The organism is Burkholderia anthina (assembly GCF_001547525.1).
In the GTDB taxonomy this organism is placed as follows: Bacteria; Pseudomonadota; Gammaproteobacteria; order Burkholderiales; family Burkholderiaceae; genus Burkholderia; species Burkholderia semiarida.
Window position 1 is genome coordinate 1,326,990 of record NZ_CM003768.1, and the last position, 23,097, is coordinate 1,350,086.

At 66.8% G+C, this 23,097-nt stretch carries 30 protein-coding genes and 2 tRNA genes; 17 read left to right on the top strand and 15 right to left on the bottom strand.

From position 1 onward, the window contains the following. Positions 1-106 precede the first annotated feature (106 nt). The 5 genes from rlmB to WS64_RS06090 all read left to right on the top strand — a co-directional run bounded on the left by rlmB (position 107) and on the right by WS64_RS06090 (position 4,699). Complete coding sequence (gene rlmB / locus WS64_RS06070) at positions 107-850, top strand: 23S rRNA (guanosine(2251)-2'-O)-methyltransferase RlmB (RefSeq protein WP_006484150.1); 744 nt, start codon at positions 107-109, stop codon at positions 848-850. A 105-nt stretch (positions 851-955) separates the two neighbouring features. After that, positions 956-1,828: an N-acetylmuramoyl-L-alanine amidase gene (locus WS64_RS06075; RefSeq protein ID WP_060965990.1), complete on the top strand. Its 873-nt coding sequence runs from the start codon at positions 956-958 to the stop codon at positions 1,826-1,828. A 92-nt stretch (positions 1,829-1,920) separates the two neighbouring features. After that, entirely contained in the window at positions 1,921-2,616 is a 696-nt protein-coding gene (gene rpiA, locus WS64_RS06080; RefSeq protein WP_059584323.1) for a ribose-5-phosphate isomerase RpiA, read from the top strand. Positions 2,617-2,898: 282 nt separating this feature from the next. Further along, positions 2,899-3,615, top strand: coding sequence for a FadR/GntR family transcriptional regulator (locus WS64_RS06085; RefSeq protein ID WP_059638776.1), 717 nt, complete (start codon positions 2,899-2,901; stop codon positions 3,613-3,615). A 97-nt stretch (positions 3,616-3,712) separates the two neighbouring features. Further along, positions 3,713-4,699 carry a Gfo/Idh/MocA family protein gene (locus WS64_RS06090; protein ID WP_059584320.1) on the top strand — a complete coding sequence of 329 codons (987 nt, stop codon included), beginning with the start codon at positions 3,713-3,715 and terminating at the stop codon, positions 4,697-4,699. A 61-nt stretch (positions 4,700-4,760) separates the two neighbouring features. Here WS64_RS06090 and WS64_RS06095 read toward each other — a convergent pair whose 3' ends face one another. From WS64_RS06095 to WS64_RS06125, 7 genes are all read right to left on the bottom strand, one after another. Then, complete coding sequence (locus tag WS64_RS06095) at positions 4,761-5,453, bottom strand: amino acid ABC transporter permease (RefSeq protein WP_006484207.1); 693 nt, start codon at positions 5,451-5,453, stop codon at positions 4,761-4,763. Between the two features lie 122 nt (positions 5,454-5,575). Next, positions 5,576-6,370 carry a cystine ABC transporter substrate-binding protein gene (locus WS64_RS06100; protein ID WP_060965991.1) on the bottom strand — a complete coding sequence of 265 codons (795 nt, stop codon included), beginning with the start codon at positions 6,368-6,370 and terminating at the stop codon, positions 5,576-5,578. Positions 6,371-6,469: 99 nt separating this feature from the next. Then, a complete protein-coding gene (locus tag WS64_RS06105) occupies positions 6,470-7,507 on the bottom strand; it encodes a quinone-dependent dihydroorotate dehydrogenase (protein WP_081059091.1) in 1,038 nt (345 codons plus the stop codon). Positions 7,508-7,605: 98 nt separating this feature from the next. After that, complete coding sequence (locus WS64_RS06110) at positions 7,606-8,436, bottom strand: arginyltransferase (protein ID WP_060965992.1); 831 nt, start codon at positions 8,434-8,436, stop codon at positions 7,606-7,608. Between the two features lie 33 nt (positions 8,437-8,469). Next, the gene (gene aat, locus WS64_RS06115) at positions 8,470-9,234 is read right to left on the bottom strand and encodes a leucyl/phenylalanyl-tRNA--protein transferase (RefSeq protein ID WP_060965993.1); all 765 of its coding nucleotides are present in this window, start codon (positions 9,232-9,234) and stop codon (positions 8,470-8,472) included. Between the two features lie 10 nt (positions 9,235-9,244). Continuing rightward, positions 9,245-9,790, bottom strand: a complete 546-nt coding sequence (locus WS64_RS06120; RefSeq protein WP_006476111.1) for an NUDIX hydrolase — start codon at positions 9,788-9,790, stop codon at positions 9,245-9,247. Positions 9,791-9,973: 183 nt separating this feature from the next. Beyond that, positions 9,974-10,050, bottom strand: a tRNA-Met gene (locus WS64_RS06125). Between the two features lie 197 nt (positions 10,051-10,247). Here WS64_RS06125 and WS64_RS06130 point away from each other — a divergent pair. From WS64_RS06130 to WS64_RS06140, 3 genes are read left to right on the top strand one after another with little or no spacing between them, the layout of a single operon-like run. Continuing rightward, positions 10,248-10,745, top strand: coding sequence for a heme-degrading domain-containing protein (locus tag WS64_RS06130; RefSeq protein ID WP_006476110.1), 498 nt, complete (start codon positions 10,248-10,250; stop codon positions 10,743-10,745). A gap of 9 nt (positions 10,746-10,754) precedes the next feature. Further along, on the top strand, positions 10,755-11,087 hold the full coding sequence (locus WS64_RS06135; RefSeq protein WP_371090929.1) for a DMT family transporter: 333 nt from the start codon (positions 10,755-10,757) through the stop codon (positions 11,085-11,087). Positions 11,088-11,118: 31 nt separating this feature from the next. Beyond that, positions 11,119-12,273, top strand: coding sequence for an enoyl-CoA hydratase/isomerase family protein (locus tag WS64_RS06140; RefSeq protein WP_060965994.1), 1,155 nt, complete (start codon positions 11,119-11,121; stop codon positions 12,271-12,273). Positions 12,274-12,400: 127 nt separating this feature from the next. Here the strand turns inward: WS64_RS06140 and WS64_RS06145 are convergent, their stop codons facing one another. Beyond that, a complete protein-coding gene (locus tag WS64_RS06145) occupies positions 12,401-12,829 on the bottom strand; it encodes a hypothetical protein (protein ID WP_059584310.1) in 429 nt (142 codons plus the stop codon). Between the two features lie 341 nt (positions 12,830-13,170). On the opposite strand from WS64_RS06145, the gene ssuD reads away from it, so the two are divergent. From ssuD to WS64_RS06190, 9 genes are all read left to right on the top strand, one after another. Next, positions 13,171-14,328, top strand: a complete 1,158-nt coding sequence (gene ssuD / locus WS64_RS06150) for an FMNH2-dependent alkanesulfonate monooxygenase (protein ID WP_059638768.1) — start codon at positions 13,171-13,173, stop codon at positions 14,326-14,328. Between the two features lie 16 nt (positions 14,329-14,344). Further along, the gene (gene ssuC, locus WS64_RS06155; protein ID WP_059584307.1) at positions 14,345-15,157 is read left to right on the top strand and encodes an aliphatic sulfonate ABC transporter permease SsuC; all 813 of its coding nucleotides are present in this window, start codon (positions 14,345-14,347) and stop codon (positions 15,155-15,157) included. Next, positions 15,154-16,113: an ATP-binding cassette domain-containing protein gene (locus tag WS64_RS06160; RefSeq protein ID WP_060965995.1), complete on the top strand. Its 960-nt coding sequence runs from the start codon at positions 15,154-15,156 to the stop codon at positions 16,111-16,113. Before ssuC ends, WS64_RS06160 begins: the two co-directional genes overlap by 4 nt. Positions 16,114-16,170: 57 nt before the next feature. After that, positions 16,171-16,386 (top strand): TOBE domain-containing protein, encoded by a 216-nt coding sequence (locus WS64_RS06165; RefSeq protein WP_006476104.1) that lies wholly within the window; start codon positions 16,171-16,173, stop codon positions 16,384-16,386. Between the two features lie 144 nt (positions 16,387-16,530). Continuing rightward, the gene (locus WS64_RS06170) at positions 16,531-16,728 is read left to right on the top strand and encodes a hypothetical protein (RefSeq protein WP_006484168.1); all 198 of its coding nucleotides are present in this window, start codon (positions 16,531-16,533) and stop codon (positions 16,726-16,728) included. A gap of 55 nt (positions 16,729-16,783) precedes the next feature. Further along, positions 16,784-17,029: a hypothetical protein gene (locus WS64_RS06175; protein ID WP_059584304.1), complete on the top strand. Its 246-nt coding sequence runs from the start codon at positions 16,784-16,786 to the stop codon at positions 17,027-17,029. A 128-nt stretch (positions 17,030-17,157) separates the two neighbouring features. Further along, positions 17,158-18,144, top strand: coding sequence for a tRNA dihydrouridine(20/20a) synthase DusA (gene dusA, locus WS64_RS06180; RefSeq protein WP_060965996.1), 987 nt, complete (start codon positions 17,158-17,160; stop codon positions 18,142-18,144). Between the two features lie 54 nt (positions 18,145-18,198). Next, positions 18,199-18,274: transfer RNA gene (locus tag WS64_RS06185), tRNA-His, on the top strand. Between the two features lie 156 nt (positions 18,275-18,430). Continuing rightward, positions 18,431-19,126: a hypothetical protein gene (locus WS64_RS06190; protein WP_060965997.1), complete on the top strand. Its 696-nt coding sequence runs from the start codon at positions 18,431-18,433 to the stop codon at positions 19,124-19,126. Between the two features lie 4 nt (positions 19,127-19,130). On the opposite strand, the gene WS64_RS06195 is transcribed toward WS64_RS06190, so the two are convergent. The 7 genes from WS64_RS06195 to WS64_RS06225 are packed head-to-tail and all read right to left on the bottom strand — an operon-like array spanning position 19,131 to position 23,075. Continuing rightward, positions 19,131-20,252, bottom strand: coding sequence for a site-specific integrase (locus WS64_RS06195; RefSeq protein ID WP_060965998.1), 1,122 nt, complete (start codon positions 20,250-20,252; stop codon positions 19,131-19,133). 2 nt (positions 20,253-20,254) lie between these two features. Next, on the bottom strand, positions 20,255-20,494 hold the full coding sequence (locus tag WS64_RS06200; RefSeq protein ID WP_060965999.1) for a DUF4224 domain-containing protein: 240 nt from the start codon (positions 20,492-20,494) through the stop codon (positions 20,255-20,257). After that, positions 20,491-21,189 carry a hypothetical protein gene (locus WS64_RS06205; protein WP_060966000.1) on the bottom strand — a complete coding sequence of 233 codons (699 nt, stop codon included), beginning with the start codon at positions 21,187-21,189 and terminating at the stop codon, positions 20,491-20,493. Before WS64_RS06205 ends, WS64_RS06200 begins: the two co-directional genes overlap by 4 nt. Beyond that, entirely contained in the window at positions 21,186-21,383 is a 198-nt protein-coding gene (locus WS64_RS06210) for a hypothetical protein (protein ID WP_034201656.1), read from the bottom strand. Before WS64_RS06210 ends, WS64_RS06205 begins: the two co-directional genes overlap by 4 nt. Then, positions 21,380-22,285, bottom strand: a complete 906-nt coding sequence (locus WS64_RS06215; protein WP_060966001.1) for a phage Gp37/Gp68 family protein — start codon at positions 22,283-22,285, stop codon at positions 21,380-21,382. Before WS64_RS06215 ends, WS64_RS06210 begins: the two co-directional genes overlap by 4 nt. Beyond that, positions 22,282-22,518 (bottom strand): hypothetical protein, encoded by a 237-nt coding sequence (locus WS64_RS06220; protein ID WP_060966002.1) that lies wholly within the window; start codon positions 22,516-22,518, stop codon positions 22,282-22,284. Before WS64_RS06220 ends, WS64_RS06215 begins: the two co-directional genes overlap by 4 nt. Then, complete coding sequence (locus tag WS64_RS06225) at positions 22,515-23,075, bottom strand: hypothetical protein (RefSeq protein ID WP_060966003.1); 561 nt, start codon at positions 23,073-23,075, stop codon at positions 22,515-22,517. Before WS64_RS06225 ends, WS64_RS06220 begins: the two co-directional genes overlap by 4 nt. Positions 23,076-23,097 lie beyond the last annotated feature (22 nt).

Genomic DNA, 23,097 nt, shown 5'->3' on the forward strand with positions numbered 1-23,097 from the left:
ACGCCGCGTTACCGGCCATCGGCCGGCCACGCGGCGCTTTCCTTTTCCATGGATCGCGGCTGCGCGCGTCGCGCGGCCGCCTGTTTGATCGAAGGTTGTTCCAGTCATGTCACGTCTGAAGGTTCTTTACGGTTTTCATGCGGTGACCGCACGTTTGCGGCACGATGCATCGACGGTGGCGGAGGTGCTGTACGACCAGACGCGCCGCGACCGCCGCATGCAGGAGTTCCTGCACGCCGCGAAGGAAGCGGGCGTCCGGCTGATCGCAGCCGACGAAACGCGTCTGTGGGGCCTCGCGCATACCGAGCGCCACCAGGGCGTCGTCGCGCGCGTCGAGGACATGCCGCTCGCGCAGAACCTGTCCGAGCTGCTCGACGGCATCAACGGGCCTGCGCTGCTGCTCGTGCTCGACGGCGTCACCGATCCGCACAATCTCGGCGCGTGCCTGCGGGTCGCCGATTCGGCCGGCGCGCACGCGGTCATCGCGCCGCGCGATCGGGCGGTCGGCCTGAACGCGACTGCCGCCAAGGTGGCGAGCGGTGCAGCCGATACCGTGCCCTACATCACCGTGACGAACCTCGCCCGTGCGCTGCGCGAGCTGAAGGAAGCCGGCGTGTGGATCATCGGGACGTCGGACGAGGCGCCGGCGACGCTCTACGAAACGAAGCTCGACGGCCCGGTCGCGCTCGTGATGGGCGCGGAAGGCGAAGGCATGCGCCGGCTCACGCGCGACACCTGCGACGAAGTGATGAGCATCCCGATGGCCGGCAGCGTGGAAAGCCTGAACGTGTCGGTCGCGAGCGGCGTGTGCCTGTACGAAGCCGTGCGCCAGCGGCGCGTGAAGGGCTGAGCCCCCGGGCCCGCCCGTCCCGCGCGTGATGCGCGGGCGTCGAATCACCCAAGCGACGCGTGCCCCGATGCAAGGCGGCACGCGGCTCTCCGGAACCCGCGACCGATGACCCTGTTTCGTGCCGGCATCTCCTGCGCCGTGCTCGGCCTGCTGGCGGCCTGCACGTCGCCGTCGCTCGTCGAGCGCGGCACCTACTACGCCGACACGAGCCTGCACGCGCGCGGCGCCGATTCGCGGATTCGCTTTCTCGTGATGCACTACACCGAAAGCGACGAGACGAAATCCTTGCGCACGTTGACCGGCGATTCGGTCAGCGTGCACTACGTCGTTCCGCCGCGGCCGCCCACCGAGCGCGGGATGCCCGTCGTCCACCAGCTCGTTCCGGAAGCGCGGCGTGCATGGCACGCGGGCGTCAGCGAGTGGCAGGGCACGACCGAGCTGAACGCGGTGTCGATCGGCATCGAAAACGTGAACCGCGGCCCGCTCGACCCGCAGCAGCGCACCTGGCAGCCGTATCCGCCCGAACAGGTCGACGCGCTGATCCGCCTGTCGAAGGATATCGTCGCGCGCTACGGGATTGCGCCGACGCGCGTGGTCGGGCACAGCGACATCGCGCCGCAACGCAAGATCGATCCCGGGCCGCTGTTCCCGTGGCATGTGCTCGCGCAAGCCGGCATCGGCGCGTGGCCGGACGACGCCACCGTCGCCGCGCGGCTCGGCGGCCGCGACCCGCACGCGCCGGTCGACGTGCGCGAACTGCAGCTCAAGCTCGCGCGCTACGGCTACGACGTGCCGACCGACGGCGTGCTCGACACGCGCACGCGGCGCGTGTTCGCGGCGTTCCAGATGCATTTCCGGCCGTCCGACTACGCGGGCGACCCGGACGCGGAAAGCGACGCGATCGCGCAGGCGCTGCTCGACAAGTACTTCCCCGGCGCGCAAACGGCGGTCCCCGCTCCGGTGGCCGACACGCGCTGAATGCGCGGCGCATTGCACGCCGAAAAACGCGGGGGCGTCCGCCGACTCCGGTAAACTGGCGGTTTTCAGCAATCCCGCAGCATTACCACGCCATGACTCAAGACGAACTCAAACGCCTCGTCGGCCAGGCCGCCGCCGATTACGTGATCCAGAACGTGCCGGAAGGCGCCGTGATCGGTGTCGGCACCGGCTCGACCGCCAACTGCTTCATCGACGCGCTCGCGGCCGTCAAGTCGCGCTATCGCGGCGCCGTGTCGAGCTCGGTCGCCACGACCGAACGCCTGAAATCGCACGGCATCAAGGTGTTCGACCTGAACGAGATCGACTCGCTGCAGGTGTACGTCGACGGCGCCGACGAGATCGACGCCGGCGGCGCGATGATCAAGGGCGGCGGCGGCGCGCTGACGCGCGAGAAGATCGTCGCGTCGGTGGCCGACACGTTCGTCTGCATTGCGGACGCCAGCAAGCGCGTGCCGGTGCTCGGCGCGTTCCCGCTGCCGATCGAGGTCGTGCCGATGGCGCGCACGGCGATCGGCCGGCGCGTGACCGCGCTCGGCGGCGTGCCCGTGCTGCGCGTGACGAAGGACGGCGCACCCTACATCACCGACAACGGCAACGAGATCATCGACGTGAAGGGCCTGCAGATCGCCGATCCGCGCGGTTTCGAGGCACAGGTGAACGCATGGCCGGGCGTCGTGACGGTCGGCCTGTTCGCCGAGCGCGGCGCGAATCTGTGCTTGCTCGGCACGGAAAACGGCGTTGAAACGATCGCTTATCCGGCTGGCTGAAACTGAATGAGAAGCAGTCCGTAACGGCGCGGTATCGGTCGTCACGGATTGCATAGTTAAATCTTGTGGAAACCGGGGTCCGGCAGGCGCGACGCGCTTCCCGGGCTTTTTTTTTAGCCGTATAAATCACCTCGTTCAAAAGAGGGATAACCCTGTCAGGTGTTTACCAGATAGCGAAATATCGTCGAACTCATCAACTTATAGATCATAAGAACAGAGTAGTAACCAGGGCCGGCGGAACTGCGGAGCAGGTGTTCGCAAATCGACGCACGGGGAGGTGTCATGGAGCAGGGCAAAGACCGGTCACTGGTCGCCAAAGTGATGGATGGGCTTGTCTCGGGTATCGTCGAGGACAAGTACGGCGGCATCTTGCCGCCGCAGGACGTGCTGTCGAAAGAGTTCGACGTGAGCCGCACGGTGATGCGGGAGGCGTTGTCGATGTTGCTTGCGCGCGACATGCTCGACGTGCGTCCGAAAGTCGGGACGCGCGTGCGGCCGATGCGCGACTGGCGGATGATCGACGAAGACGTCGTGAGCTGGCGCTTTCGGGCAAAGCCCGATCCGCAGTTCATGCGCGACGTCATCGAATTCCGGATGCTGATCGAACCGCGCGCGACCGCGCAGGCCGCCGTGCGTGCGACGGCCGCCGACATCGCGGCCATTCGCGAAGCGTTCGATGCGTTCAAGGTGCTGCAACCGGGCGATTCCGGCTACGACACGGCGGACGAGTTGCTGCATACGCGGATCGTCCAGGCAAGCGGCAACCAGTTCTTCCAGCAGATGGCGGCGATCGTGCGCGGGGCGGTGCGTCTCGTGAATCCGCGCGTCGTGCAGAAGGAAGGCGCGCACGACATCGCGGTGAAGGCGCATGCGCGCGTCGTCGACGCGATCGAGCGGCGCGACCCGCGCGAAGCCGAAGCGGCGTCGCTCGCGCTGATCGATTTCAGCGCGGACGAGATTTCGCGCGATTTCTCGGTCGACGTGCCGGTGCGGGCCTGACGGCGCGCGTGTCGTCCATCCGTGTGCCGCGGGGCCGTTTATCATGACGGCCGGCAGCGTGCCGGCAACCGCCATACGACCGACACGGAAGATCAGGATGAACGACAACGACCATCGCCCGGTGCGCTTCGGCATCGTCGGCGCAGGCAGCATCGCGCGCCGCTTCGCGCAAAGCCTCGCGCACGTGCCGGGCGCCACGCTCGCCGGCGCCTGGGCCCGCCGCGCCGACGCAACGGCCGCCTTCTGCGAGACATGCGGCGGCACGCCTGCCGCCAGCCTCGACGCGCTCCTCGCGAGCGATATCGACGCGGTCTACATCGCGACGCTCCATGACAGTCATGCGCAGTACACGCTTGCCGCACTGGCTGCCGGCAAGGCGGTGCTGTGCGAGAAGCCCGCCGCGCTGAACGCCGCGCAACTCGACACGGTGCTGCACGCGGCGCGCGCTGCCGGGCGGCTCTTCATGGAGGCGATGAAGCCGCCATTCTTCCCGCTGTACCGTCAGTTGCGTGCGCACCTGCGTGACGATCCGATCGGCGAGATCCGGCTCGTGCGGGCGGGCTGCGCATCGTCGTCGGTGCCGGAGGCGCATTCCGTCTATCGGCTCGATCGCGCGGGCGGCGCGCTGCTCGACATCGGCATCTACGAGGCGTTCCTTGCCGTCGACTGGCTCGGCGCGGCGCGCGACGTGCAGACGCTCGGACGCGTCGGCGCGACGGGCGTCGACCTGTTCGCGAGCCTGAACAGCGTGCATGAGAACGGCGGGATCGCGCAGCTCTTTTGCGGTCTCGACGTGATGGGGCGCGGCGACGCGCTGATCGCCGCGGCGGGCGGCCACGTGACGATTCACGAGAAGTGGTGGAACCCCGCGCGTGCGACGATCCGCTACGCGGACGGGCGCACCGTCGAGCTCGATGCGCCGGTCGACGGCGGCGGGCTGAACTACGAAACCGAGCACTTCTGCGATCTGCTGCGTGCGGGCGAGACCGAAAGCCCGATCATGACGCACGACCATTCGCGGCGGATGATCGCGATGACCGATGCGGCGCGCGCCGTGCTCGGCGTGCGCTATTCGGGCGAATAGACGAGAAGACGGGAAAGCGGGCGTCGGGCCGGCGAGCGCCGGCCCGGTGCAACCGCGTGGCTCAGTGCCGCGACGGCAGCGACAGGCGCTTTTCGTACCAGCGCTGCACCCATTCGAGGATCTGGCACAGGATCCAGTACACGGCCGCGGCGGCGAGATAGAGCGGCAGCGGCTGATAGGTCGCGGCGATCACTTCCTGCGCGCTGCGCAGCAGTTCGGTCACGGTGATCACGGACACGAGCGACGTGTCCTTGATCAGGCTGATCAGGCTGTTCGACAGGCTCGGTACCGCGATGCGCAGCGCCTGCGGGCCGATCACGTAGCGCAGCGTCTGCCCCCACGACAGCCCCAGGCTGTACGCGGCGAGCCACTGGCCGCGCGCGATCCCGTTGATCGCGCCGCGCATGCTTTCCGACATGTAGGCCGCGACGTTCGCGGAGAGCGCGATGACGCCGGCCGGCGTCGGATCGAGCGAGATGCCGAGGCTCGGCAGCCCGTAATAGATGACGAAGATCTGCACGAGCAGCGGCGTGCCGCGCATCAGGCTCACGTACGCGCGCGCCAGCCACGCGAGCGCGTTCACCCAGATGCGCTCGAAGCCGTCGAGCGCTTCGCTCTGCCGGATGCCCATCATCGCGAGCACGACGGCGCCAAGCAGGCCGAACACCATCGACAGCACGGCGAACTTGACGGTCAGCACGGCACCCTGGGCGAGCACCGGCAGCGATTGGACGAGCAGGGACGTTGTCGACATGGAATACGAAGCGAATGCGTGCGCGAAAGCGCAATCATAAACCGGACCGATAAAACAAAGGGCGGCATCGTTGCGGATGCCGCCCTTTCCGGCCCGCCGTCAGGCGGGAAATGCAGGCGTGCTTACTTGATCGGTTTCGTCACGTCGATGCCGAACCACTTGTCGGAGATCTTCGTGAACGTGCCGTCGGCTTCGAGTTGCGCCATCGCGTCGTCGATCGCCTTCTGGAACTTCGGGTTGCCCTTCTTGAACGGGATGCCCGACGGGTTCGCCGAACCGACGTTCGCGCCCGGGCGCAGCGGCAGCTGCGAATTCTTCGTCAGGTACGCGAGCATCAGGCGGTCGTTGAGCGCCGCGTCGAGGCGCCCGGCCGCGAGATCGCGCAGGTACTCGGGCGCGCCCGGGTACGTCTTCACGTCGATGCCCGGCACCGATTTCGCCATGTCCATGTAGTTCGTGCCGAGCGCGACGCCGAGCTTCTTGCCCTTCAGGTCTTCCAGCGACTTGAACGCGCGCGTGTCGTCCTTGCGCTGGATCAGCTGCGCGGACGAGTACGTGTACGCAGGCGAGAAGTCGAGCGTTTCCTTGCGCTTGTCGGTGATGCCGACCTGGTTGACGATCACGTCGAACTTGCCGGCCTGCAGGCCCGCGATGATGCCGCTCCATTCGGTCGTCACGAATTCGGCCTTCACGCCGAGCTTCGCCGCGACGGCCTTCGCGATGTCGACGTCGAAGCCGACGAGGTCGCCTTGCGGGCTCTTCGAGTTGAACGGCGGGAACGTGCCTTCGAGGCCGACGCGCAGCGTGCCGCGTTGTTTGACCTGGTCGAGGAGGTCGGCCGCATGCGCGGTTGCCGCGGCGAACGACATGCCGATCGCGCCGGCAACCAGCAGCTTCTTCAACAGCGGAAATTTCATCGTGTGTGTCCTTGCCCTGGTGGGGTCAATGGTTTTCGTCATACGGCGATGATAGCAAAAACGCTATCGATAGCTAAATATACTTTGCTTATGGCTATATTACGCGCTGCGTTCGCTGGCGATCGCCTTCACGCATTCCGACACGAGCGCCGGGCCGCGATAAATGAAGCCGGTATAGAGCTGGACGAGCGCCGCGCCGGCCGCCAGCTTCGCACGGGCATCCTCGCCCGAGAAAATGCCGCCGACGCCGATGATCGGCACGTCGTTGCCGACTTCCGCATGCAGCTTGCGGATCACTTCGTTCGATGCGTCGAACACCGGGCGGCCCGACAGGCCGCCGGCTTCGTCCGCATGCGGCAGGCCCTGGACGGCCGCGCGCGACAGCGTCGTATTGGTGGCGATGACCGCTTCGATCTTGTGGCGCAGCAGCGTGTCGCCGATTTCCTTGACCTGTTCGTCGTCGAGATCGGGCGCGATCTTCAGTGCGAGCGGCACGAGCTTGCCGTGCAGGTCGGCGAGGCGCTGCTGCTTGTCCTTCAGCGCGGCGAGCAGCGCGTCGAGCTCGCCCGCGCCTTGCAACTGGCGCAGGTTCTTCGTGTTCGGCGACGAGATGTTGATCGTCACGTAGCTCGCGAACGGATACACGCGCTCGAGGCAGTACAGGTAATCCTCGGCGGCGCGCTCGATCGGCGTGTCGGCGTTCTTGCCGATGTTCAGGCCGAGGACGCCGCGATAGCGGGCGGCCTGGACGTTCTTCACGAACTGGTCGACGCCGTGGTTGTTGAAGCCCATCCGGTTGATCAGCGCTTCGGCCTGCGGCAGCCGGAACATCCGCGGGCGCGGATTGCCGGGCTGCGGGCGCGGCGTGACCGTGCCGACCTCGATGAAGCCGAAGCCGAGCGCCGCGAGGCCGTCGATGGCCGCGCCGTCCTTGTCGAGGCCGGCCGCGAGGCCGACCGGGTTGCGGAACGTGAGCCCCATCACGGTACGCGGCGCGTCGGGCACGCGCGCCGACAGCGCGCAGGCGAGGCCCGTACGGCCGGCCGCGCCGAGCGCGCGCAGCGTAAGGTGGTGAGCGTCTTCCGCATCCATCTTGAACAGGGATGCGCGGGCCAGCGGGTAGAGGGAACTGAACACGGGAATGGGGCGGACGGCCGGAATGAATGACAACCCGCTATTTTACCGGGAGTTGCGCGGCACGGGCGCGCTTCGCTTCGTAGCCGCCGCGGCGCGCGTCAGCTCGACCCGGAATGCCCGCCCGGCAACGGCGCGCGCGCCAACGCCGCGTCGACGGGCGGCAGGTCGATCCGTTCCGGATCGAGCGTCTTCCAGCGGCCGTCGATCAGCCCTTCGAGCGGATGGAAGTTCGCCTTGTAGGCCATCTTCGGGCTCTCGCGGATCCAGTAGCCGAGGTACACGTAGGGCAGCCCGAGGCTCTTCGCCTGCTCGATCTGCCACAGGATGTTGTAGGTGCCGTAGCTCGTGTGTCGGTCGTCGGGCTCGAAGAACGTATAGACCGACGACAGGCCGTCGCCGAGGATGTCGATCATGCTGACCATGCGCAGCTTGCCGGGTTCGCCGCCCGGCGCGTCGAGGTCGCGGAATTCGACGAGGCGCGAGTTGATCCGGCTTTGAAGCAGGAACTGTTCGTACTGGTCGCGGCTGTCGCGGTCCATGCCGCCGCCCGCATGGCGCGCGGACTGGTAGCGCATGTAGAGTGCGTAGTGTTCTTCGTCGTAGTGCAGCGGCGACACCGTCGCGACCAGCGCGCGATGCCGTTTCCACATCCGGCGCTGCGTGCGCGTCGGCGCGAACGCGGCGACCGGCACGCGCACCGGCACGCATGCGCGGCAGCCGTCGCAGTACGGGCGGTACGTGAACACGCCCGAGCGGCGGAAGCCGGCCTTCACGAGCTCGGTGTAGATGTCGGAATTGATCAGGTGGCTCGGCGTCGCGACTTGCGAGCGCGCGATGCGGCCGTCCAGATAACTGCACGGATAGGGCGCCGTTGCATAGAATTGCAGCGCCGAAAGCGGTGAAAGCGGCAGCTCAGTCGGATGAGTCATGGGCAGCTCTCGATGCAGGGAAGGAGTGCCGCGCTAGCGCTCGGTCCCGGTGGGCGCCGCCGTTTCGGCGGGGCTCGTCAGCGCGGCGAGCACGCGCTTGTCGAAGTGCCACGGAATCGGCGGTTCGGCTACCGCGCGGCGCACGTGAGCGACAAAGGCCTTGCGTGCGATCTCGCGGCCGCCGAGCGACGCTAGATGCGACGTATTCTGCTGGCAGTCTATCATTTCCAGCCCGTGCTCGCGAAGGTGCGCGACGAGCGCGGCCAGCGCGATTTTCGACGCGTCGGTCACGTCCGCATACATCGACTCGCCGAAAAACATCCGGCCGAACGACACGCCGTACAGGCCGCCGACGCGGCGCCCGTCGTGCCACGTCTCGATGCTGTGCGCGTTGCCGGAGCGGTAGAGCGACGTATAGGCGTCGATGATCTCGGCGGTGATCCAGGTGCCGCGCTGCCCGCGGCGCGGCGCCTGCGCGCAGGCGCGCATCACGCCGGGAAAGTCGTGATCGACGCGCACTTCCCATTCCGGCTCGCGCAGCACGCGCTTGAGCGTCTTGCGCAGCGACGGCGACACCTTGAATTCGGCCGGCACGAGGATCATGCGCGGGTCGGGGCTCCACCACAGCACCGGCTGGCCGTCCGAGTACCACGGGAAGATGCCGCGCAGGTAGGCGTCGATGAGGCGCGACGGCAGCAGGTCGGCGCTCGCGGCGAGCAGCCCGGGCGCACCGGTCGCGGGGCCGAGCGCGCGCTCGATGGGCGGGAACGGATCGTCCGGGCCGAGCCAGGGAACCATGGGGCGCGGCTCAGCCGTTGCGCAGCGAGCGGAAGATATCGCCGGTGTGCACGCCGTAGTCGCCGGCGGCGCGATCGGCGAAGAAGAAGCGCAGGGTCTGGCTGACGGTCGGGAACGCGATCTCGTCCCACGGGATGTCCGCTTCGTCGAACAGTTTCACCTCGAGGCTTTCCTCGCCGGCTTCGAAGCCCGGGTCGGTGAGCCGTGCGAGGTAGAACAGGTGGACCTGGTGCACGTGCGGCACGTTGAGCAGCGTGAACAGGTTCTGCACCTCGACGCGCGCGCCGGCTTCCTCGAGGGTTTCGCGCGCGGCGGCTTCCGCGGTCGTTTCGCCCATTTCCATGAAACCGGCCGGCAGCGTCCAGAATCCGTAGCGCGGTTCGATCGCGCGGCGGCACAGCAGGATCTGGTCGCCCCAGACCGGCACCGTGCCGACGACGTTGCGCGGATTCTGATAGTGGATCGTGCCGCAGTGATCGCAGACGAAGCGCTCACGATTGTCGCCCGGAGGAATGCGCGCGAGGACTTCGTGACCGCAGACGGAGCAGAATTTCATGTCGAGTGGAAGGGACGAGGTGATGCGAGTGTATCACCGGGCCGCGGCATTCTTGAACGCCTGCGCATGCGGCGGCGTGTCGTGCGAAACGGCGGGTGCGCAAGCGAAGGGCGCGCGGCGCCCGGACGCGCAAAAACAAAAAGCCCGACGCGAGGCCGGGCTTTCTGCGAAATTCTGGACGGTTGGTTGCGGGGGTAGGATTTGAACCTACGACCTTCGGGTTATGAGCCCGACGAGCTGCCAGACTGCTCCACCCCGCGTCCGTCGAAGAATTGAATTATAGGGGCTATCCAGAATGCGTGCAAGTGTTTTGTGACAATCGCATGGCGAGCGCTGGTGGGGCCGGTACGGGCAGGCACGTGCGCTAGAATCGAGCGGTTTGTGTCGTCATCCCGGCAGCGGCCCTGCGCGATCGCATCGGCACCGTTGCGGCTCTCCTTACTGCATCGACGGATTCATGGACATCGCTCACGATCTGCAATCGATCGGCGCGCAGGAACAGGCGCTCGTGTTTCCCCATTTCGACCCGGCTCGCGCATGGGCGCTCGGCAACCGGATGCATGCGCTCGCGACGTCGCGCGGTCATGCGATCGCGATCGACATCGTCACGTTCGGCCAGCCGCTGTTTTACGCGGCGCTCGCCGGAGCCACGCCCGACAACGCCGACTGGGTGCGCCGCAAGCGCAACGTCGTCGCGCATTTTCGCCGCAGCTCGTACGCGATCGGCCTGCGCATGCAGCAGGCCGGCGCGACGCTCGCGGACAAGCACGGATTGCCGGTCGCCGAGTATGCGTCGCACGGCGGCTCGTTTCCGCTGACCGTCGCCGGCGCCGGCGTGATCGGCTCGATCACCGCGTCCGGGCTGCCGCAGCGCGCGGATCACGAGTTCGTCGTCGAGGCGCTGTGCGCCGAGCTCGGCCACGACTACGCGGTACTGGCCCTCGCAAGGAGCTGAGCGATGCAATTGCCCGGCTACGCATGGCTCGCGATCGCGATCGTCGCGGAAGTGATCGGCACGTCCGCGCTGCGCGCGGCGGACGGTTTCACGCGCTTGTGGCCGTCGGTGCTCGTCGTCGCCGGTTACGGCGTCGCGTTCTACTGCCTGTCGCTCACGTTGCGCACGATGCCGGTCGGCATCATCTATGCAGTCTGGTCGGGCGCCGGCATCGTGCTGATCACGCTCGTCGCGATGCTGCTCTATCGTCAGGTGCCGGACGTGCCGGCGGTGATCGGCCTCGGGCTGATCATCGCGGGTGTCGTGGTGCTGAACCTGTTCTCGAAGATGCAGGCGCACTGAGCGTGCGACTGCCGTTTGCCGGACGACTTTCATGACCGATTCCACTTCCGCCGCCGTTTCCGCCGAATCCGCCCAGCCTGACGTGCGCGCGTATGTCGCGAACCGCATCGGCTTTCTCGAACTGAACCGTCCGAAGGCGCTGAACGCGCTGTCGGTCGGCATGATCCGGCTGATGCAGCAGGCGCTCGACGCGTGGCGCGACGATCCCGACGTCGTCGCGGTCGTCGTGCACAGCCCGCATCCGCGCGCGTTCTGCGCGGGCGGCGACGTGCGCTTCTTCCACGACGCGTGGCAGCGCGGCGACCGCGACGCGGTCGACACGTTCTTCATCGAGGAATACACGCTGAACCATGCGATCTTCACGTACCCGAAGCCGTACATCGCGCTGATGCACGGTGTCGTGATGGGCGGCGGCATGGGGATCTCGCAGGCGGCGCGGCACACGGGCGGCCTGCGCGTCGTGACCGATTCGACGAAGATGGCGATGCCCGAAACGCGCATCGGCCTGTTCCCGGACGTCGGGATGAGCTGGTTTCTCGCGCGTACGCCCGGCGCGATCGGCCGCTATCTCGCGGTGACCGGCGCGACGCTCGACGCGGCCGGCGCGCTGTACGCGCAACTCGCGGACGTCTATCTGCCCGATGCCGCGCTGCCGGCGCTGCTCGACACGCTGCGCGGCGCGCGCATCGACACCGGCGCGCACGCCGTCGCGTGCGTGACCGACGCGGCTGCCGCGCACAAGGTCGTGCCGACGCCCGACACGTCGGCGCTTGCCGATGCGCGCGCCGGGATCGACCGGCATTTCGCGCAACCCGCCCTCGACGCGATCCTCGCGTCGCTCGACGCCGAGGCCGATTGCGCGGCGGTCGACGGGTGGATCGAGAAGGCGACCCATGCGATGCGCGAGCAGTTGTCGCCGCTGTCGATGGCCGTGTCGCTCGAAGTCGTCGAACGCGCGCGCGGCGCGACGATGGCCGATTGCCTGCGGCGCGATCTCGACCTCACGCGCTCGACCTTCCCGCACGGCGACGTGATCGAAGGCGTGCGCGCGCTGATCGTCGACAAGGATCACCAGCCGGTGTGGCGCTTCAAGTCGGCCGCCGACGTCGCGCGCGCCGACGTGCTCGCGATGTTCGACAGTCCGTGGACGCCCGACACTCATCCGCTGCGCAAGCTGAAGGACTGACGCCGATCGGGCTGGCGCGCGCGGCCGACCGACGCGCGACACGGAAACGCAAAGGCCGCGTGCAGATGCACGCGGCCTTTGTCATGGAAGTCGGCTGGTCCCGAAGGACGCGTCGCGCGCGCCGGCGTTATTCGTCGCCCGCGTCGTCCGACATGAACGCGCGCATGAACACGAGCGCGCCGAAGCCCCACACCGCATTCGCCGCGAAGCCGGCCGCCAGCACGGGCAGCATGTTGCCCGACGGCCAGATGCCGCGCAGCGGATCGATCGCGAACACGCGGGCGGCCGTCAGCACGATACCGCCGAACACCAGCGCGCCGATCCACGATGCTTCGCGCTCGGGCGAGACGCGCAACAGCCACGCCATCGGAATCGCGCAGCACGCGCTGATCAGTGCGTTCGCGACAAATTCAGGAATGCCGAGCGGCGCGAACGGCTGTGTCGAGAAGCCGGTTGCGGCGATCAGGTCGGCCGTGTGGAGAAGGGCGAGCGTGGCCTCGCGGAAGAACAGGGCGGCCAGGAAGCCGGACAGGAAGGGCAGGATGACTTTCTGCATCGATGAGTGCACCGCAGGCGCGCACGGCCGGGGCCGGGCGCGCGGAGTTATTCGGATAGGTGCGCCATTATAGGGCCCGGCCGCGGCGATATTCGCTCCAGCGTCGTGCTAATCACGAAAGCGGAAAACCTAAGCTCAAAAAAATCGTTCCAAAGCCTGGTACCGATCCCTAGACTGATTTCCCAGAAACAGCCGTGCGATCGCGTCCTCGTCCGCTGCACGGCGTGACCGGCGAGCCATCCCGATTCGAATGCACACCATGCATGCGTCGCTCATCCGCGACGCGAGCAGGGCGATGTTTTTTTCAAATTTCGGCAGTGACAGTCAAGCAGGAGCAGCAGATGAATGTGTTCTGGTTTATCCCCACGCATGGCGACAGCCGCTATCTCGGCACGGCCGAAGGCGCGCGCGCCGCGGACTACGATTACTTCAAGCAGGTCGCCGTGGCGGCGGACACGCTCGGCTACGACGGCGTGCTGCTGCCGACCGGCCGTTCCTGCGAGGATGCGTGGGTCGTCGCGTCGAGCCTCATTCCCGCGACGCAGCGCCTGAAGTTCCTGGTCGCCGTGCGCCCCGGCATCGCTTCGCCGGGGCTCGCGGCGCGGATGGCGGCGACGTTCGACCGCCTGTCGGGCGGCCGCCTGCTGATCAACGTCGTCACGGGCGGCGATGCGGCCGAGCTCGAAGGCGATGGTCTCTTCGCCGATCACGACACGCGCTACGAGATTACCGACGATTTCCTGAACATCTGGCGCGGGCTGCTTGCCGCGTCGCACGACAACGGCGGGTTCGACTACATCGGCAAGCACCTGCAGTCGAAAGGCGGCAAGGCGCTTTACCCGCCCGTGCAGCGCCCGCATCCGCCGCTGTGGTTCGGCGGCTCGTCGCCGGCCGCCCACGCGATCGCCGCCGATCACATCGATACCTACCTGACCTGGGGCGAGCCGCCCGAGGCCGTCGCGAAGAAGATCGCCGACATCCGTGCCCGTGCCGACGCGCGCGGCCGCAAGATCAAGTTCGGCATCCGCCTGCACGTGATCGTGCGCGAGACCGAGGACGAAGCATGGCGTGACGCCGAGCGGCTGATCAGCCGGCTCGACGACGACACGATCGCACGTGCGCAGAAGGCGTTCGCGAACATGGATTCGGAAGGCCAGCGCCGGATGGCCGCGCTGCACGGCGGCAAGCGCGGCGGCCGCGAGACGCTCGAGGTCTATCCGAACCTGTGGGCCGGCGTGGGGCTCGTGCGCGGCGGCGCCGGCACGGCGCTCGTCGGCAATCCCGAGCAGGTCGCGGAACGCATGCGCGAATACGCGGATCTCGGCATCGAGACGTTCATCCTGTCCGGCTATCCGCACCTCGAGGAGTCGTATCGCTTCGCCGAGCTCGTGTTCCCGCTGATCAAGGGCAAGGGCGTGGAGAGAGCGGCCGGCCCGCTGTCGGGGCCGTTCGGCGAGATCGTCGGCAACAACTATCTGCCGAAGACGAGCCAGAGCTGAGCGACGGAGGCCTGCGATGACAACGAAAACCTCGACGACGGGCGTCGCCGTGGCCGCCCGCGCGTGGCGCGGCGTCGCGCCGTGGCTCGTGCCGCTCGCGTTGCTGGTGGTATGGGAAGTCGGTGCGCGCACCGGGTGGCTGTCGACCCGCGTGCTGCCCGAGCCGGTGGCGGTCGTGCGCGCGGCGTGGTCGCTCGTGACGTCGGGCGAAATGTGGGCGAACGTGAAAGTGAGTACGTGGCGCGCGCTGTTCGGCTTCGCGATCGGCGGCGGCGTCGGCCTCGCGCTGGGGCTCGCGACCGGGCTGTCGAAAGCGGCCGAGGTCGCGCTCGACTCGACGATCCAGATGATCCGCAACATTCCGGCGCTCGCGATGATTCCGCTCGTGATCCTGTGGTTCGGCATCGACGAGAAGGCGAAACTGTTCCTCGTCGCGCTCGGCGTGTTCTTCCCCGTCTACATCAATACGTATCACGGGATCCGCTCGGTCGACGCGAACCTGATCGAGATGGCGAAGAGCTACGGCGTGCGCGGCTTCGCGCTGTACCGCGACGTGATCCTGCCCGGCGCGTTGCCGTCGATCCTCGTCGGCGTGCGTTTCGCGCTCGGACTGATGTGGGTGATGCTGATCGTCGCGGAAACGATCTCCGCGCAGTCGGGCATCGGCTACATGACGATGAACGCGCGTGAATTCCTGCAAACCGACGTGGTGGTGGTCGGCATCCTGCTGTACGCGGTGCTCGGCAAGCTGGCCGATGTGCTGGCGAAATCGATCGAGCGCGTGACGCTGCGCTGGCACCCCGCCTATCAATCAGGAGCAAAGGCATGAATGCGACGACTTCGGCGGCCGCCTACGGCCCGCTCGCCGGCGCAGACCTCGAGGCCGAGCTCGCGCAGGCCCGCGTCGCGGATGGCGACGCGCGCGATGCGGCGGTCCTCGAACGCGACGGCAGCGCATCGGTCGTGCCGCTGGCACGGCGGCGCCCGGGCAGCCCGGCTCCCGACGACGCGGTCACGCTGTCGGGCGTCAGCAAGCGCTTCGGCGCCCGCACGGTGCTCGACAACGTTGAGCTCGGCATCGCGCGCGGCAGCTTCGTCGCGATCGTCGGCCGCAGCGGCTGCGGGAAATCGACGCTGCTGCGTCTCGTCGCGGGGCTCGAGCAACCGAGCAGCGGCGCGCTCGTGACGCGCGGCGAGGGCGGCGGCGCGCTCGATACGCGAATCATGTACCAGGATGCGCGCCTGCTGCCGTGGAAGACCGTGCTCCAGAACGTGATGCTGGGGCTCGGCCGCGGCGCGCGCGACCAGGCCCGCGCGGTGCTCGACGAAGTCGGGCTGCTGGAACGCGCGAACGACTGGCCCGCGCAACTGTCAGGCGGCCAGCGGCAGCGCGTCGCACTGGCACGCGCGCTCGTGCACCGGCCGCAACTGCTGTTGCTCGACGAGCCGCTCGGCGCGCTGGACGCGCTTACCCGCATCGAGATGCATGCGCTGATCGAGCGCCTGTGGCGCGAACACCGGTTCACCGCGCTGCTCGTCACGCACGACGTGCAGGAGGCCGTCGCACTCGGCGACCGCATCCTGTTGATCGAGCAGGGGCGAGTGGCGCTCGACCAGTCGGTGCCGCTCGACCGGCCGCGCGCCCGCGCGTCGGCCGCCTTCGCGGCGCTGGAGGACCGCGTGCTGAAACGCGTGCTCGCCGGCGGCCCCGGCGCGGGCGAGCACGACGCGGCGCATGAAGCAGACGAGGTTCGACCGGTCGGGCAGATCCGCTGGGCCGTTTAATTCCGGGCGGCTTCGGCCGCCCGTTCTGAGACTTTTTTCTTCGGAGCGATCATCCCGATGAGCATCACTGCAATCAACGTACGTAACCAGTTCAAGGGCAAGGTCAAGGAGATCATCCGCGGTTCCGTGGTCTCCGAAGTCGACGTCGAGACGCCGTTCGGCATCGTCACGTCGGTGATCACCACCCGTTCGGTGGACGAACTCGAACTGAAGGTCGGCGCCGAAGTCGTCGCGCTCGTGAAGTCGACGGAAGTCTCGATCGCGCGTCTCTGAGCGCGCGGGTCGCGCCTCGGTGCGGCGCCGCCGGGCAGCGTGCCCGCCGGCGCCGCATTGCATTTCGCGCGGCGCGTTTGCCACGGTATTCGGCTTCCGGGCGAAGTGCTAGGATGGAACGACACCGATGCCGGAGGCCAACGCATGACCCCCATCCTTTCCCCCGAAGCCATCGAGGCGCTGAAATGGATCGACCAGTTCGGCGACAGCCGGCCGGTTCCCGCCGCGTTCGACGACGTCGTCTACGCGTTGCTGAATGACGGGCTGATCTATCAGGCGACGGCCGACCGGGTCGATCTGACGGCCGATGGCCGGTCGTTTTTGTCCGACGAATACGATTGAGCGCGCGGCGCCGGCCGCGCGGGCGGCTTGGCGCGGCATCACCACGGAGCGTGCGATGGAACCGAGAGGGAGCGACCTCGGCGATTTCAGCGAGCCGTACCGCGGCTTCGAGATCGAGGTGAAGACCGAGCAGGTCTGGGACGGCGAGCGGGCGCACTATCGCGTGCTGCAGGGCGATGCCGTGCGGATCGACTGGCGGCTGGTCAAGATCGACGGGATGCTGCTCACCGAACGGCGCGTGATCGAGCGCGTGTTCGACGAGGCGCGCCGCGCGGTCGATGCTGAATTGGGCGGCCGGTAGTGCGCGTGTCGGGCGGGCAGGGCCGGTCTTGCGGTAAAATGTCGGGTTGTTCCGTGCCGTCTGGCCTGTACCCGAATTCCATGTCCGTTCCACCCTCGCTTCCTACCCGCCGCGTATCCGTCGCGCCGATGCTCGACTGGACCGACCGCCATTGCAGGTCGTTCCACCGCACGCTGACGCGCAATACGTGGCTGTATACGGAGATGATCACGACGGGCGCGCTGCTGTTCGGCGACGCCCAGCGGCATCTTGCGTTCACGCCGAGCGAATCGCCGGTCGCGCTGCAACTGGGTGGCAGCGAGCGGGACGATCTCGCGCGCGCGGCGAAGCTCGGCGAGCAGTGGGGCTACGACGAGATCAACCTGAACTGCGGATGCCCGTCCGAGCGCGTGCAGCGTGGCGCGTTCGGTGCGTGCCTGATGAACGAGCCGTCGCTCGTCGCCGACTGCGTGAAGGCGATGCGCGATGCAGTGTCGGTGCCGGTGACGGTCAAGCACCGGATCGGCGTCGACGCGGTCGAGGACTACGCGTTCGTGCGCGACTTCGTCGGCACGGTGGCCGAGGCCGGGTGCGAAACGTTCGTCGTGCATGCGCGCAACGCGATCCTGAAAGGGCTGTCGCCGAAGGAGAATCGCGAGATCCCGCCGCTCAAGTACGACTATGCGTATCGGTTGAAGCGCGATTTTCCGTCGCTGGAGATCGTGATCAACGGCGGCATCACGACGCTCGATGAGGTTGCGCGGCATCTCGAGCACGTCGATGGTGTGATGCTCGGCCGCGAGGCCTATCACAACCCGTACGTGCTGGCGGAGGTCGATGCGCGCTTCTACGGAGCGACCTCGGCGGTGCCGACGCGCGAAGAGGCCGAGGCGCAATTGATCGCGTATTGCGCGGCCGAGCTGAAGCGCGGCACCTACCTCGGCGCGATCGTGCGGCACGCGCTCGGGCTGTATCGCGGCATGCCGGGCGCGCGCGGCTGGCGTCGCGTGCTGTCCGACAACAAGAAGCTCGCACGCGGCGATCTGGCGGTGTTCGACGAGGCGCGTGCGCATCTGAACGCGGCCGAAGAAATTTTTGAAAAAAATGCTTTGCAAGATTCAAAAGACTTCGTATAATCTTGTTCTTCGCTGCTGAAACAAAACAGCGAAACGAAGCAAGCAGTATCAGTGGTGGCTGTAGCTCAGTTGGTAGAGTCCAGGATTGTGATTCCTGTCGTCGTGGGTTCGAGTCCCATCAGCCACCCCAACAAATTCAAGCACTTGCAGCAAGATCACGCTGACGTGTTACAAGTTTTGGAAGATGAGATTCCAAAACTTGGAAGATGATCAAAGAAAGGCCCGCCGAAGAGCGGGCTTTTTGCATTGCGGCCGCACATGTGTTGCGACAACCGGGGAAACAGCCATGGCACTGATTGATGACATCGGCGTTGTACTGAAGCAAACAGAAGACACGCTTGTTACTGCGCGCTACGGGTATTCGGATTTGATTGGAGACGATCAAGCGCGCCGCATGGTGGGCTTGCGCAATTTCGTAGTCTTCGGCCGGTCAGTGTCATACGCCCTGCAAAACTTGCGAGGCATCGTCGGGAAGACGGAATTCGACGAGTGGTATTTGCCGAAGCAGGAGGCAATGTCGAAAGATCCCGTCTGCAAACACATGAATTCTGTGCGGAACGAAATCCTGAAGGAGGGCAAACTCGGGGTTGCCGGATTCGGCCACCTGAAAAGCTTCAGCACGGACGACCTAGCGAGATTTCCGAAACCGGGGGGCGCCGAGGCCTTTTTCATGTTCGATGCTACCGGCGGCTCCGGTTGGACTGTGCGTCTAGCGGACGGGTCGACCGAGCCATATTACGTGGAGCTCCCCGGCGATATCGGTTCGTGGAAGCAATATTTCGTCGGACTCGATGACAAGAAATTTGGCGAGGTCGGAGTGCGATCAGTCGAGGAGGTCGCGAAGCATTATCTCGACATATTGGAGGGCTTGGTTGCCGACGCGAAACGGCACTTCCTCGCGAACGCTGCGCCGCACCCCGATGAATCCACGGTGAGGACGGCAGGGCCCGCGGGGCGTCCGCACCTGCGGCTCGTCAAATAGTGCATCACCGTGTGGCGCGCACCTTTCTTTGCCGCCGGCGGTCGTATGTCTTCCGCACCATTCGTTCATCTACGTGCCCAGTCGCGTCGATGATGCGATCGTCGCCTTCCTCTTGGCGATCTGTCACGGCCGCCGGGCGCATGTCGCGCAGCGCGAACCGCTCGAACGGCACACCGCGCGCCTGCGCTTCTTTCTCGCAGTAGCCCATCAGGCGCGACCAGTTCGTGTTCCAGCCGCTGCGCGTATACACCTGGCCGGCAGTGTTGCCGAATACGTGAACGCTAGACGTTCGCTGCAGGGCGAGCGCCTCGTCGATCACTGCCTTCAGCTCGGGTGACCACAGCACGAGCTTCACGCGCTGCTGCTCGCCGGCTTTGCGCTTGCCGATCGGCACTTCGACGCCATCGGGCCGAATACTTTGACGGTGGAGCTCGCGCATCTCGGTCGGCCGGCTGACGGTCAGGTACGCTGCCTTCACGCATAGCGCGAGGATCAGGTACGCCGAACTCGGGTGCTGGTCACCAACGCTTCGGCGCGACCGCGCAACTTCGACGGCGAGATCGATCTCGTCCTGCCGGACGTACCGCTGGCGCGGCCGCGTCGGGTTGTACTCGATGCCGCGGCACGGGTTCGTTTCGAGCTCGCCGCGGCGCCGGCCGTATTCGAGGATCGCGGACAGGAGGGCGATTTCTTTGTTCGCCTTCGCCGGCGCGCCGAGCTGCGCACGTTTGTCGAGGTAGCCGTAGACGTGCTTCGGCTTGATGGCAGCCGGCGCCATCTTCCCAAAGACCTTGACCAGGCGCTTCGACTCGACGCGGTTCTCGTCCAGGGTGGACTGGGCCTTGCGGCGCTCGTCGGTGTGCGGCAATCCATCCTGCCATTCGAAGTACCGCGCGACGAGCGCCTCGACCGTACCGGGTTCGATCGCGTTCCCGTTGAGCGCCTCCGCGCGCTCGATCGCCTGCTTGCGGATCTCGGCGAGCGCTTCCTTGTTATGGGCCGGCGCCGACAGGCGGAACGCCCAGCGGCCGTTCGGCAGTTTGTAGCCGAAGCTGACCTTGTGTTTCCCGTAGTGGGCGTAGAGCCGGAAGGGCAGCCCATCCGGTCGTTTGCGTCGTCCGATCATGATTACAGTGCGGCGAAGTTCGGTTCTTCCGACGCGGCGGCGCGGTGCCGGCGCGCGGGCGTTGCGGGTGCGGTGCCGTTCATGCGGGCGTCGTAATACTCGCGCGCGACGAGCGGCACGCCGGCGATGTTGACCGCAAACGGCCAGTGGTTGCGCTCGAGCCAGCGTTTCATGCAGGCGTGGCTACGCGGCTTGCAGCCAACCAGCTCGGCCAGCTCCGGCGTGGTGAGGTAGATGCTCATCGTTCGATCCTTCGAAATTCCACGACCCAGACCCACGGGTTCATGTCCCAGCCATGCCCACGCGCGGCGTTCAGGCTGTCCCACAGGTCATGAAACGCGCGAATGCTCGGCGGCCGATAGGCGCCAGCGCAGTACCCGCGCATGTGGTGGTCGGCAATCGTCACGCCTTCGGCGCGGGCGTCTGACTCGCTGATTGATTGCAGGCGCTCGGCGTGCACACCGGTGATCTCGAGCGTGATGCGCGACGCCCAGCGCGGCATGTGGATGGACGGTGTCCAGCCGCGCGATTCCTTGGCGTCAAGCGCCTGGAACGTGTTGAGATCAATGTCGACTTCGGCGCGGCCGTCGTCGGCCTGGTACGCGATGCCGGCATAACGGCGCGCCGGCCGGCCACCCTCGCACGTTTCGGTACCGATGCGGCGCACCTCATGCGTTTCGCGAACCCACAGCCGATCGCCGACGTCGCCATGCGGGCAGACGTAACAATCACCGGTGCGCGTGTGCCAGATCGCAGCCAACTCTGGCGCGGGTGTTCCGCCGACATACTTCACGGCGCCGCCGCCGGCGGTCGTCGGTTCCCATGCACCGAGCGGGTTGTTGTGCGGCAGCTTGATGATGCGACGCGTCTGCGTCTTCCGGCCTTCGAGGATGGCCCGCACCATCGGGCTGCTGAAAAGGATCGGGCGTTCCGTCACAGGTCGAGCTCCTTCGTTTCTGCGAACGTCGTCGTCGCGAGGCGCACCATCTCGCGGATGTTTGTCGACAACTTCCACGACGGGTAGGTGGTCGCGAGCTGCTCCTGCAGCTTCTTCCACTCGCCGAGCGTCATCGTCATGGTGAGCGTCATCGGCACGTCGTCGGGCCGCTGGATTTTGAATTCGGATTTCATCGTGCCTCCGGGAATTCGTCGTGCGCGCGGCCGTCGAGGTGGCGGCCGGCGGCGCGCTTGCCAAGGCGAACGGAATGCTTGCCGTCGGGCCATGGGTGAAGGGCGGAATCAGCTGTGCCGAGCATGTCAACTCCTGGCTGATCATGGTCGATCCATTCGCCCCACTGCTTGAATAGGAACGGGACACCGGCAGCCGCGCACTGGTTACGCAGCTCGCGCGCCCAGTTGGGATGCATCGGCCGCGCGCTGGGGCCGCTTTCGCCGCCGACTATCACCCAGTGCAGGCCGTGTTCAGGACTGGTCCAGCCCTGCAGGACGCTCACGCGATGACCGCCCCACGGGATCGAGGTGAGGTCGACCGGCCCGAGCAGCGGCTCCATCGACAGGAAGCGCACGCGCGCCGGCACCGCGAGCAGCTTCGGGATGTCGCGGTCGGCCTCGGCCTGATTCACGATCGTTGCGCCGAGCCACACGTTCGATGCCCATCTGCGGCGCGGACACGTCCAGTCATACGGGACCATCGCAGCGACGTTGCCGATCCGCTTCGTGAGCAGCAGCCAGTCAAGGTTCGGCGTGGCCGTGATGAGGTCGAACAGGTCGGCGCGCCAGTCGTCGGAGACTTGGTTGTCGAACACGTCCGCGAGCGACGCGCAGAACACGCGCTGCCGGCGCCCGTGCACGGCGAAGAACTGATCGTGCCGCGCATTCCAGCGGATCGGCTCGCGCCACGTCGCGTCCGACGTGCGGACACGCTCGCCGTGCGGCCCCCAGACGACCTTGTGCAGCCGCGTGTCCATCATGTGCTCGGCGTAGCAGTGGTCGCAGCCAGGCGATACCTTCGTGCAGCCGATGAACGGATTGAACGTGTGGTCCGTCCATTCAATCTTGCTGTTCTCGCTCATAGGTCGATGTCCACGTATTTGGTGACGAAGCGCGCGTCTTCGCTGTGGTGACGGCGGTAGATAATGCGGATGCCTCCACCAAGGTCGAGCGGGCGCCCGCGGCCGTTGTCGTCGTTCAGCTCGGCTTGGTGGTCAAAGCAGGCCGAGCGCAGTGTGTCGGCGAAGGAGACGGGATCGACCAACAGTCGAAGCAGGAAGTCGTGGTTCATCTCGATGATGGTTCGGGTGCTCATGCCGCAAGCTCCTCGTTGTTGACGTCCATGGGCTGCTGAAAGACGCGGCCGCGCTCGCCGGCGGGGATCGTTACGAGACCTGCCGCGGCGAGGAACGGATTGCGCTTCATGGCGCTGCGTGCCGCGCGAGCAGCTTCGGTCTTGATAGCGGCCGGGCACGGCACATCGGGCCCGGTGCCGACAGCCCAGACCGCCCGCCACTGAGCGCGGCCGACCGGAGGAATCCAGTCGACGATATGCACTTCGGTGCGGTGAATCGTCAGTAGCTCGCTGACGCGTTGCTGCGAGACGCCGCAGCGCTTCACCAGCTCGCGCACCGACTGGGGCTCCCGCTCGAGAATGGCGCGCATCCTGTCCCACGCCGGCGTCGCGCGCGACCTGTAGTCGCGCTGCGCGCGCTTGAGCTTGAGCACCCTGGTGGCAAAGGTCTGGACTGACTTACGCGAATGACGCGGAAACGCTGCGTACAGAGCCCTTGACGGGATGGGGGACGGATAGAGGCGGGCGAGCAGGCGCGCCTCGGCGGTCGTCCACAGGTTGTGTGTCGAGGTCGACATGCTACGATTCCTCCGGATTCTT

Bases quoted from the DNA above. Each gene is read 5' to 3' on its own strand.
- rlmB (WP_006484150.1), top strand. From the start codon at position 107: ATGTCACGTCTGAAGGTTCTTTACGGTTTTCATGCGGTGACCGCACGT.
- WS64_RS06075 (WP_060965990.1), top strand. From the start codon at position 956: ATGACCCTGTTTCGTGCCGGCATCTCCTGCGCCGTGCTCGGCCTGCTG.
- rpiA (WP_059584323.1), top strand. From the start codon at position 1,921: ATGACTCAAGACGAACTCAAACGCCTCGTCGGCCAGGCCGCCGCCGAT.
- WS64_RS06085 (WP_059638776.1), top strand. From the start codon at position 2,899: ATGGAGCAGGGCAAAGACCGGTCACTGGTCGCCAAAGTGATGGATGGG.
- WS64_RS06090 (WP_059584320.1), top strand. From the start codon at position 3,713: ATGAACGACAACGACCATCGCCCGGTGCGCTTCGGCATCGTCGGCGCA.
- WS64_RS06095 (WP_006484207.1), bottom strand. From the start codon at position 5,453: ATGTCGACAACGTCCCTGCTCGTCCAATCGCTGCCGGTGCTCGCCCAG.
- WS64_RS06100 (WP_060965991.1), bottom strand. From the start codon at position 6,370: ATGAAATTTCCGCTGTTGAAGAAGCTGCTGGTTGCCGGCGCGATCGGC.
- WS64_RS06110 (WP_060965992.1), bottom strand. From the start codon at position 8,436: ATGACTCATCCGACTGAGCTGCCGCTTTCACCGCTTTCGGCGCTGCAA.
- aat (WP_060965993.1), bottom strand. From the start codon at position 9,234: ATGGTTCCCTGGCTCGGCCCGGACGATCCGTTCCCGCCCATCGAGCGC.
- WS64_RS06120 (WP_006476111.1), bottom strand. From the start codon at position 9,790: ATGAAATTCTGCTCCGTCTGCGGTCACGAAGTCCTCGCGCGCATTCCT.
- WS64_RS06130 (WP_006476110.1), top strand. From the start codon at position 10,248: ATGGACATCGCTCACGATCTGCAATCGATCGGCGCGCAGGAACAGGCG.
- WS64_RS06140 (WP_060965994.1), top strand. From the start codon at position 11,119: ATGACCGATTCCACTTCCGCCGCCGTTTCCGCCGAATCCGCCCAGCCT.
- WS64_RS06145 (WP_059584310.1), bottom strand. From the start codon at position 12,829: ATGCAGAAAGTCATCCTGCCCTTCCTGTCCGGCTTCCTGGCCGCCCTG.
- ssuD (WP_059638768.1), top strand. From the start codon at position 13,171: ATGAATGTGTTCTGGTTTATCCCCACGCATGGCGACAGCCGCTATCTC.
- ssuC (WP_059584307.1), top strand. From the start codon at position 14,345: ATGACAACGAAAACCTCGACGACGGGCGTCGCCGTGGCCGCCCGCGCG.
- WS64_RS06160 (WP_060965995.1), top strand. From the start codon at position 15,154: ATGAATGCGACGACTTCGGCGGCCGCCTACGGCCCGCTCGCCGGCGCA.
- WS64_RS06165 (WP_006476104.1), top strand. From the start codon at position 16,171: ATGAGCATCACTGCAATCAACGTACGTAACCAGTTCAAGGGCAAGGTC.
- WS64_RS06170 (WP_006484168.1), top strand. From the start codon at position 16,531: ATGACCCCCATCCTTTCCCCCGAAGCCATCGAGGCGCTGAAATGGATC.
- WS64_RS06175 (WP_059584304.1), top strand. From the start codon at position 16,784: ATGGAACCGAGAGGGAGCGACCTCGGCGATTTCAGCGAGCCGTACCGC.
- dusA (WP_060965996.1), top strand. From the start codon at position 17,158: ATGCTCGACTGGACCGACCGCCATTGCAGGTCGTTCCACCGCACGCTG.
- WS64_RS06190 (WP_060965997.1), top strand. From the start codon at position 18,431: ATGGCACTGATTGATGACATCGGCGTTGTACTGAAGCAAACAGAAGAC.
- WS64_RS06195 (WP_060965998.1), bottom strand. From the start codon at position 20,252: ATGATCGGACGACGCAAACGACCGGATGGGCTGCCCTTCCGGCTCTAC.
- WS64_RS06200 (WP_060965999.1), bottom strand. From the start codon at position 20,494: ATGAGCATCTACCTCACCACGCCGGAGCTGGCCGAGCTGGTTGGCTGC.
- WS64_RS06210 (WP_034201656.1), bottom strand. From the start codon at position 21,383: ATGAAATCCGAATTCAAAATCCAGCGGCCCGACGACGTGCCGATGACG.
- WS64_RS06215 (WP_060966001.1), bottom strand. From the start codon at position 22,285: ATGAGCGAGAACAGCAAGATTGAATGGACGGACCACACGTTCAATCCG.
- WS64_RS06220 (WP_060966002.1), bottom strand. From the start codon at position 22,518: ATGAGCACCCGAACCATCATCGAGATGAACCACGACTTCCTGCTTCGA.
- WS64_RS06225 (WP_060966003.1), bottom strand. From the start codon at position 23,075: ATGTCGACCTCGACACACAACCTGTGGACGACCGCCGAGGCGCGCCTG.